A 9,244-nucleotide genomic window follows, 5' to 3' on the forward strand; every position below is an offset into this window, starting at 1 on the left:
TTTTTGGCAAATTTTATTGGTATTAAAAAAACAGGTATTAACGATAATTGCTGGAAATTATTGCCTTATTATTCAATATTCACTCAATACTATTAATAATTATAATCATGTTTGTATTTCGCTGAAATTGGCACAATTGCCTCACGATTATTTGATAATACTGATGTTTTAAGAGAGTTTTAATTATCAATCACGTTATTTTTAGGTAATTGAGGCGCTTTATCATATAGTTTGTAATCAATAAGATAAGATCCCCAAAAATTACTTTTAATGGTTACCAATAATTTTTTAGGGTAAATATCAGCGTCATTTTTTTTTGTAAATGGTAGAAAAAATTTTTTTGATGTATATGGATCATGAATTTTTATACCGTTAGCGTAGCGATGATAGTGCCGTTTTTGGGGCCCCGGTGTTGTAATTTCATAATCTGTCAAATAATTATATGTATTTCCCGGGTAGAGATGAACTAAATTGATTGGTAGGCAAATTGTAATAAAAATCGAGCATAGAAAAAATTGAAAAAAATGCCCTAGCAAGAATTTAATTCTTTCCCACCGTGGTATGGGAACTTTCACCGCAATTAAATTTGGTTTAGTCATTAAATAAAAGAAGAGAGCGATAATAAAACTAATTACTATCGAAAAAATGCAGTAACTAGTATTAAAAAAATCTGAAAGAATTGTTTCCCTACCTACTTTGAATGAGTAATAAATCCAGTTAATGACTAGTAAAATATAAAAAGCAATCATTATAATTTTATATACAGCATTATATCGAAATCGAATATTTCCATCGCTAGAAAGTGGCTTAAAGGTTTTTTTTTGAATGTTATCAATAGCATCAATACGATAATTTTTAAATTTTTGTTCCATAAATTTTCACGACTTATTTTAATCTATGTATTTTAATCTATGTTTATTCAGCTAAATTCCCATCATTTTCCATTTCTAATTCAATCTTGTTAATGGCTTGTTCACAGCGGTAGATGCGGTTATCAAGCGCAGCAATTTTGCTTTGGTTGATCACATCAGGTGATAATTCTAGTTCATATTTCATCTCTTGTAATCGACGTAAATAATCTAAATGGCGCATGTGTTTTTGGGCTAATGTTTCTTCAAAAATGTTTTTTAGATCTTTGCGACGTAAGTTGTGGGTAGCAAGTTCGCGTGTTAGGGCGGCAATTTGGTTGACTAATGTGTCTGATAAAAAGGTGATTTGTTCAACTTTTTCTGATTTGATATTAGCCATTAACGCTTGATATGTTTGTTTGATCTTTGCAAGATAAAAGGCTTTGTCTGTGACAATGTTATTGGTTTGAAATAATTGTTCGTCAAAATAAGGCTCTTGATATTGTTGTTCGTTGGCTAAACTGATTTGCTGTTCAAGTCGGTCAATTTGATTTTGTAGAGTATTAATTAAATCTGCCATGGATATTAGCCTTTATCATAAGGTGAGTTATCATTATCTTGACCAAAATAGTCGCCTAAATGTTCTTTTGCAAGTTTGATCAGTTTCATAAATTCTTCAAACGTTAATTTGTTGACTTCAGGGCTATTCTCAGCGACGATTTTTTTCGCAACTAATTTTGCTTTTAACTGGTTATAGCAATCAATTAAATTAAGAGGGAGTGGTGATAGCGCTCGTTTACCTAGCCAATATATCCCTTGTAGCGGTAAGCTTAAAGTAAATAGTACGGTTATTGCTGTTACCGCAATTTGTGCTGGCATGTAATATTGCCAAACTAGCAAACCAATAACGATTGGTGGTAAGTATTTGCTTGTAGTTTTTATGTAGTTAATGATTTTTAATTCAGGAAATGAATATGCTAATTGTTTATCTGTCGGGCAAAGCTTTATATATCGTTGACCTGCTTTAAATGTGCTTATTACATTCATATTTTTCCGATTCCTCGACATTCACTTGTTATTATCTTAAAATAGTACCATTCAAATTGGGGACTCTCATTATTCTATCTCAAAAAGTAAGATACCAGAAGTCACCTTAGCGTAGTCACATTGATTTTAAATCATGTGCTTAGTTACCAATTTTGATTGGTATATATCTTTTTATTCAATCTATAGGAATTACTATGTCATCAAGTAATAACGCTCTTGTTCTTAATTGCGGAAGTTCATCATTAAAATTTGCTATTATTAACCCTGAAAACGGTGATGAGTTTCTTTCTGGATTAGCCGAATGTTTTAACCTGCCTGATGCACGCATTAAGTGGAAACTTGATGGTGTTAAAGGTGAAGCATCTTTAGGTGCAGGCGCTGCACATAGTGAAGCAATTAAATTTATCGTTAATAGTATCTTCCCACAAAAACCAGAATTATTAGATAGTATTAAGTCTATTGGTCATCGTATTGTTCATGGTGGCGAAAAATATACCCAGTCAGTTGTTATTGATGATTCAGTATTAAAAGGAATCGAAGAAGCATCTGCTTTTGCGCCGTTACATAATCCTGCACATTTAATCGGTATTCGTGAGGCATTTGAGGCTTTTCCACACTTAAAAAATAAAAATGTGGCTGTGTTTGATACTGCATTCCATACAACTATGCCAAAAGAAGCTTATTTATATGCTCTTCCTAATGAGCTTTATACTAAGCATGGCGTTCGTCGTTATGGTGCGCACGGTACTAGCCATTATTATGTTAGCCGTGAAGCTGCAAGATTATTAAATAAACCTGTTGACCAAACGAATGTGATCACTTGTCATTTAGGTAATGGTGCATCAATTACTGCCGTCAAAAATGGTGAATGTATTGAAACTTCAATGGGGTTAACGCCACTCGAAGGTTTAGTTATGGGTACACGCAGCGGTGATATTGATCCTGCTATTATGTTCTTCTTACACGACAATTTAAAAATGTCAGTTGCCGATATTAACAATCTTTTAAACAAAAAATCAGGTTTATTAGGTTTGACAGGTGTAAGCAGTGACTGCCGTTATGTCACCGATAATTATGATACTAATGAAGATGCCAAAAATGCTTTAGATGTTTTTGTTCATCGTTTAGTGAAATATATTGGTGGTTATGCAATGTTATTAGACGGTCGTTTAGATGCTATCGTCTTTACTGGCGGTATTGGGGAAAATTCTGAAGAAGTTCGTCGTATGGCATTACAAAAATTAAGCATTCTTGGCTTTGAACTTGATCAAGAGCGTAACTTAGCTGCGCGTTTTGGTAAAGGTGGAACAATTACTAAAGATGGTTCAGCTATTGCGATGGTAATCCCAACTAATGAAGAGCTTGTTATTGCTCAAGATGCTGCGCGCCTAACTGCGTAATAAATATTTAAAACCGCCTAAATGGCGGTTTGTTTTTTATATAAAAAGAATTAAGAGGTAACAATTATGTCTCGTACTATTATGCTCATTCCTACTGGTACCAATGTTGGATTAACGGGCGTGAGTCTTGGTGTTATTCGAGCTATGGAGCGTCAAGGTATTAACTTAAACGTGTTCAAACCAGTAGCACAACCTAGAGCGGGTGGCGATGCGCCAGACAATACCACAACGTTAGTTAGTCATAACACTTCAATCCCAACACTAAAACCGCTTAAAATGAGCCATGTTGAAAACCTATTAGGTTTAAATCAACAAGATGTGTTAATGGAAGAGATCGTAGCCCTTTATGCCGAAAACACGAAAGGTGCTGATGTTGTTTTGGTTGAGGGTATTGTACCCACGTCTGATTATCCTTTTGCTAATGAACTCAATAATAATATCGCTAAAACGCTTGGTGCCGAAATTATTTTTGTGGTCAATATGGGCAAAGATACGCCAGAGCAACTTAGAGATCGCATTGAAATTGCTCGATCTAACTTTGGTGGCATTAAAAACGAAAAAATCGTTGGTGTGATTGTTAATAAAGTTAATGCGCCAGTTGAAGAACAAAGCCTTGCTCGTCCTGATGTTGCTGAAATTTATCACACTCCTAAATTTGATGATAAAAAAATCACTATCGATGATTTAAATGCACATAGCCCATTGCCAGTACTTGGATGTATTCCTTGGAATATGGATTTAAGTGCTTGTCGTTCTATTGATATTGCTAAACATTTTGACGCAAAAATTATTAATGAAGGTGATATCAAAAACCGTCGCATTAAACATATATCTTTTTGCTCACGTAGTGTGCCTAACATTATCAGTCATCTACAACCAAATGCACTGTTAGTGACTTCTGCCGATCGTGCTGATGTATTAGTGACGATTAGTCTAGCTGCTATGAATGGTGTGGCTATTGGTGGTGTGCTTTTAACGGGTGGTTACGAAATCGACGAAAAAATCGCAAAATTATGCCAACCTGCTTTTGATACGGGGTTACCTGTATTTACAGTTAAAACTAACACTTTCCAAACGTCGATTAATTTACAACAATTCAATTTAGAAATCCCTGCTGATGACAAAGAACGTATGGAAAACACCCAAAACTATGTGGCTGATCATATCGATGCTAAATGGGTTAAATCATTAAATGAAGTAGTAAATTCTGCACGTCGTCTGTCTCCTCCTGCATTCCGTTACCAATTAACTGAACTTGCGCGTAATGCGAAAAAAGTAGTGGTATTACCAGAAGGTGATGAACCAAGAACAGTTAAAGCAGCCGCAATTTGTGCTGAGCGAAATATCGCTAAATGCGTATTAATTGGAAATCCGGACGAAGTGCGTAAAGTTGCCGCTTCTCAAGGTGTGAGTTTAGGTCAAGGTGTTGAAATTGTTGATCCTGAATTAATTCGTGAAAAATATGTACCTCGTTTAGTTGAATTACGTAAAAATAAAGGTATGACAGAAGTAATTGCTCGTGAGCAATTAGCTGATAATGTAGTACTTGGTACAATGATGCTTGAAGCAAATGAAGTTGATGGTTTAGTGTCAGGTGCTGTGCATACAACTGCTAATACTATCCGTCCACCATTACAATTAATTAAAACTGCCCCGGGTAGTTCACTTGTTTCATCAGTATTCTTTATGTTAATGCCTGATCAAGTGTATATTTATGGCGACTGCGCAATTAATCCAGATCCAAATGCACAAGAGTTAGCCGAAATTGCGATTCAATCAGCTGATACAGCAATCGCCTTTGGTATTGAACCACGCGTTGCGATGATCTCTTACTCAACAGGTAGCTCGGGTCAAGGTGCTGATGTTGAAAAAGTGAAAGAAGCAACTCGCATTGCTCAAGAAAAACGTCCAGATCTTATGATCGATGGTCCATTGCAATATGATGCCGCGGTAATGCCAGATGTAGCAAAATCGAAAGCGCCAAATTCACAAGTAGCAGGTAAAGCGACTGTGTTTATCTTCCCTGATCTTAATACCGGTAATACGACTTATAAAGCTGTACAGCGTTCAGCTGATCTTGTTTCGATTGGCCCAATGTTACAAGGTATGCGTAAACCAGTTAATGACTTATCTCGTGGTGCATTAGTTGACGATATTGTTTACACCATTGCATTAACTGCAATTCAATCAGCACAAGAACAAAACGCTGCAAAATAAGTTTAGCAAAACGTTCTAACTATAGATAAAAGGTGATGTAATATCACCTTTTTTAATTAAATTTAGTCAAGTAATGAGCTTTAACAGCTTGAGTTATAACGATTTAGTTTTAAAGTATTTTGTTCTAGAAATTTGAGACAAAGTCTTCAAAAACTTATTTTAAGTCAAGTTGATGCATTCAAAGTTGATAAAAACAATAAATAATAAAAATTTATAAATGATTTTATCCCTTCATGTTGGTTTTTAATAGTGTTAATAACATTTCCATAAATTGTTCTTTATCACCTTGTAATGTTGAAAAAAAATCTTTATCTATTTGTTCAACCAAAGGTACAGTTTCATTTGCTTTATTCAATCCTTTTTGTGTTAATTGAATGGATTTTGCTCGACTATCTTTAATTGAGCAAGAGCGTTTTATATAATCTTTTTTTTCTAAATTCTCTAATATTTGGGAAATTGTCATCACATCGATATTTGTTTTATTTGATAAAATAACTTGTGTTATTTCGTCTGGTTGCTGTGATAGATAAGCAAGCGTTGCAAGCACTATAAATTGAGGATGAGTGATAGACTGTTTTTTCAAGCAATTTTTGATATTCGTATGCCAGGACGAATAAGTTTTCATAAAAATAAAACCAATAGATTCAGAATCAGTTTGGAATTGAGTCAAAAACTTATTGTCCTTTGTCATAATTTACCCTTCAACTAAGCCATTTAATTTGTAAGTTTTATCTATAATATCATCTGAAATCTGTTTTATAAAATCATAGGATGCTTTAGTATCCATTTTTGGATCCGGTTTTAGAGAAATTTCTGATTTTAATGCATATTGATTATGCGATATTTCAATAATTTGATGTGAGAAAAACAGTAAACCTATTTCAGGCATATCAAATTGTTCTGTAAATTCTTGCTCATCAATAATCTTTGATAAAGTCACTTCCATTTCCGGTATATTTTGTAATTTGAAAATACCTTTAGACCCTGTTTTTAAGTCACCAAATATACGAAAGTCTTCAAGATCAGTTTCCCATAATTTTCTTAAATTAAGATCAGTATAGTATTGCCAAATTTGAGTTGGTTTAGCTTTGGTTGGTAATATGAAAGAAATTGAAATGGTATTCATAGTGTCTCCTTTTAATAAGTTATCTTGTCATAAGTTTGCTTATTATAAGTTTACTTATTAATTAAGTAAAGAAAATTCAAGTTTTTGATTTGTTGACTTATTACAAGGTTAATTTGATGACTAGATATTGGACTTTGTAATAAGATGATTTCAAAATTATTAATAATATAAAATATTTATAATTGTTTTTAATTAATACTCTCAATTTAATTGGTAAATGGTACAATATCAGCCTAATTTTGTATTAGTTCATAGTTTAGGAATAAAATTGATGAAAAAAGACATCCACCAGCAGCGTATTTTAATCCTTGATTTTGGTTCTCAAGTTACTCAGTTAATTGCTCGCCGAATTCGTGAAATTGGTGTGTATTGTGAACTTTGGCCATGGGATGTGTCAGAAGAAAAAATTAAAAAATTCAATCCTAAAGGTATCATTTTATCGGGTGGACCAGAAAGCACGACCGAAGCTAACAGCCCACGAGCACCTGAATATGTTTTTAATGCTGGCGTACCTGTACTTGGGATCTGTTATGGTATGCAGACTATGGCAATTCAAGTAGGGCAGGGGGGGCAAGTTACCGCTTCTAATCAGCGTGAATTTGGTTACGCGAAAGTTGATATTGTTGCAAAATCTAAATTAACTGAAGGCATTTTAGATAGTATAAGCGATACGGGTATTGATCAACTTGATGTTTGGATGAGTCATGGTGATAAAGTCACATCATTACCAGATACTTTTACCTTAATCGGTCAAACAGAAACTTGCCCATATGCGATTATGGCAAATGATGAAAAACAGTTTTATGGTGTGCAATTCCATCCAGAAGTCACTCATACGGTGAAAGGTTTTGAACTATTGCAACGTTTTGTAATTGATATTTGCCATTGTGAAAAATTATGGACGCCATCTTCAATTATTACCGATGCGGTAGCTCGTATAAAAGAGAAAGTTGGTAACGATAAAGTACTATTAGGTTTATCTGGCGGTGTTGATTCATCCGTTACTGCGTTATTATTACACCAGGCAATAGGTGATCAGTTAACGTGTGTTTTTGTTGATCATGGTTTATTACGTTTAAATGAAGCACAACAAGTAATGGACATGTTTGGCGATAAATTTGGTTTGAATATTATCGCGGTTAATGCTGAAGATCGTTTTATGACTGCATTAAAAGGCGAAGTTGATCCTGAAGCTAAACGTAAAATTATTGGCCGTGAATTTGTTGAGGTATTTGATGAAGAAGCAGCAAAATTAAAAGATGTAAAATGGTTAGCTCAAGGTACAATCTATCCTGATGTTATTGAATCTGCTGCTGCGGATACAGGTAAAGCACATGTGATCAAATCACACCATAATGTTGGTGGCTTACCTGAAGATATGAAAATGGGCTTAGTTGAACCCCTACGAGAATTATTTAAAGATGAAGTACGTAAAGTGGGCTTAGAACTGGGCTTGCCTTATGATATGCTTTATCGCCACCCATTCCCAGGCCCAGGTCTTGGTGTTCGCGTGCTTGGTGAAGTTAAAAAAGAGTATTGTGACTTATTACGCAAGGCCGATGCTATCTTTATCGAAGAACTTTACAAAGCTGAGTTATATCATAAAGTAAGCCAAGCGTTTACCGTATTTCTACCGGTACGCTCTGTTGGTGTGATGGGCGATGGGCGTAAATATGATTGGGTTGTTTCACTGCGTGCCGTTGAAACTATCGACTTTATGACAGCTCATTGGGCTCATTTACCTTATGACTTCTTAGGACGCGTATCAAACCGTATAATCAACGAAGTCAACGGTATATCGCGTGTTGTGTATGATATAAGTGGAAAGCCCCCTGCGACGATAGAATGGGAGTAATTGCAATCCATCTTATAGGATCTTATTATAGTCTTTTTTATTAATATTAAGCCTTGTATAACAAGGCTTCAGATTGATGACAAAGAACTCGCTTTTTGGCGAGTTCTTTGATCTAATAGAGAGGAGTCCACTATAAGAGAAGTTCTTCTATGCTAAAAAAACCAACTCCAGCGACACCAGAAAAAATAGAGCAAATCTCACTAGATGCGCTTGTCCCCCAAAATCATCTTGTTCGTAAAATAGCTAAAGTCATTGATTTTGAATTTATTCGAGAAGCGGTAGCACCACTTTATTGCCCGAATAACGGTCGTCCGGCAGAAGATCCGGTCAGACTGTTTAAAATCATGCTATTGGGGTATCTTTTCGGTATCCCCAGTGAACGTCGTCTGGTTCAGGAAATTCAGGTGAATTTAGCTTACCGCTGGTTTCTGGGAATGGGATTAACCGAAAAAGTGATTGACGCCTCAACACTTAGTCAAAATCGTCGCCGTCGGTTTAATGACAGTGAAATCTATCAACAGATTTTTGATAATATTGTTGAGCAGGCCATTGCCAAAGGGTTGATAAGTGGTCGGGTATTATATACGGACAGTACTCACCTAAAAGCAAATGCCAATAAAGGCAAAGCACGTAATGAGCAGCGTATTGTTGAGCCCAGTCAATATATTGATGCGCTTAATCAAGCCATCAACGCAGAAAGAGAATTAAACGGAAAAAAGCCTTAAAGCCATCGACGGTAGAGAAATACAAG

General features: G+C 35.0%; 8 protein-coding genes and 1 pseudogene. 4 read left to right on the forward strand and 5 right to left on the reverse strand.

Going from position 1 to position 9,244, the window contains the following annotated elements:
• Positions 1–179: 179 nt before the first annotated feature.
• Genes A9G40_RS03120 through yfbV form a run of 3 tightly spaced genes read right to left on the reverse strand, consistent with a single transcriptional unit; the run spans position 180 to position 1,895 of the window.
• On the reverse strand, positions 180–872 hold the full coding sequence (locus A9G40_RS03120) for a hypothetical protein (RefSeq protein ID WP_065581855.1): 693 nt from the start codon (positions 870–872) through the stop codon (positions 180–182).
• 43 nt (positions 873–915) lie between these two features.
• Positions 916–1,428, reverse strand: coding sequence for a primosomal replication protein PriC (priC, locus tag A9G40_RS03125; protein ID WP_065581856.1), 513 nt, complete (start codon positions 1,426–1,428; stop codon positions 916–918).
• 5 nt (positions 1,429–1,433) lie between these two features.
• The gene (gene yfbV, locus A9G40_RS03130; RefSeq protein WP_065581857.1) at positions 1,434–1,895 is read right to left on the reverse strand and encodes a terminus macrodomain insulation protein YfbV; all 462 of its coding nucleotides are present in this window, start codon (positions 1,893–1,895) and stop codon (positions 1,434–1,436) included.
• Positions 1,896–2,089: 194 nt separating this feature from the next.
• Here yfbV and A9G40_RS03135 point away from each other — a divergent pair, with 194 nt between their 5' ends.
• Both A9G40_RS03135 and pta read left to right on the forward strand, forming a co-directional pair.
• A complete protein-coding gene (locus A9G40_RS03135; protein ID WP_065581858.1) occupies positions 2,090–3,295 on the forward strand; it encodes an acetate kinase in 1,206 nt (401 codons plus the stop codon).
• Between the two features lie 66 nt (positions 3,296–3,361).
• The gene (gene pta, locus A9G40_RS03140; RefSeq protein ID WP_065581859.1) at positions 3,362–5,512 is read left to right on the forward strand and encodes a phosphate acetyltransferase; all 2,151 of its coding nucleotides are present in this window, start codon (positions 3,362–3,364) and stop codon (positions 5,510–5,512) included.
• Positions 5,513–5,735: 223 nt separating this feature from the next.
• On the opposite strand, the gene A9G40_RS03145 is transcribed toward pta, so the two are convergent.
• Both A9G40_RS03145 and A9G40_RS03150 read right to left on the reverse strand, forming a co-directional pair.
• Entirely contained in the window at positions 5,736–6,203 is a 468-nt protein-coding gene (locus tag A9G40_RS03145) for a MarR family winged helix-turn-helix transcriptional regulator (RefSeq protein WP_065567571.1), read from the reverse strand.
• Between the two features lie 3 nt (positions 6,204–6,206).
• The gene (locus tag A9G40_RS03150; RefSeq protein WP_065567570.1) at positions 6,207–6,638 is read right to left on the reverse strand and encodes a hypothetical protein; all 432 of its coding nucleotides are present in this window, start codon (positions 6,636–6,638) and stop codon (positions 6,207–6,209) included.
• 271 nt (positions 6,639–6,909) lie between these two features.
• Here A9G40_RS03150 and guaA point away from each other — a divergent pair, with 271 nt between their 5' ends.
• The gene (gene guaA, locus A9G40_RS03155; protein WP_065581860.1) at positions 6,910–8,493 is read left to right on the forward strand and encodes a glutamine-hydrolyzing GMP synthase; all 1,584 of its coding nucleotides are present in this window, start codon (positions 6,910–6,912) and stop codon (positions 8,491–8,493) included.
• Positions 8,494–8,642: 149 nt separating this feature from the next.
• Positions 8,643–9,215, forward strand: a pseudogene (locus A9G40_RS03160) (IS5 family transposase); the annotation flags it as partial.
• Positions 9,216–9,244 lie beyond the last annotated feature (29 nt).

Origin of the sequence: Gilliamella sp. Nev3-1, from assembly GCF_001690435.1 — a bacterium.
In the GTDB taxonomy this organism is placed as follows: domain Bacteria; phylum Pseudomonadota; class Gammaproteobacteria; order Enterobacterales; family Orbaceae; genus Gilliamella; species Gilliamella apicola_C.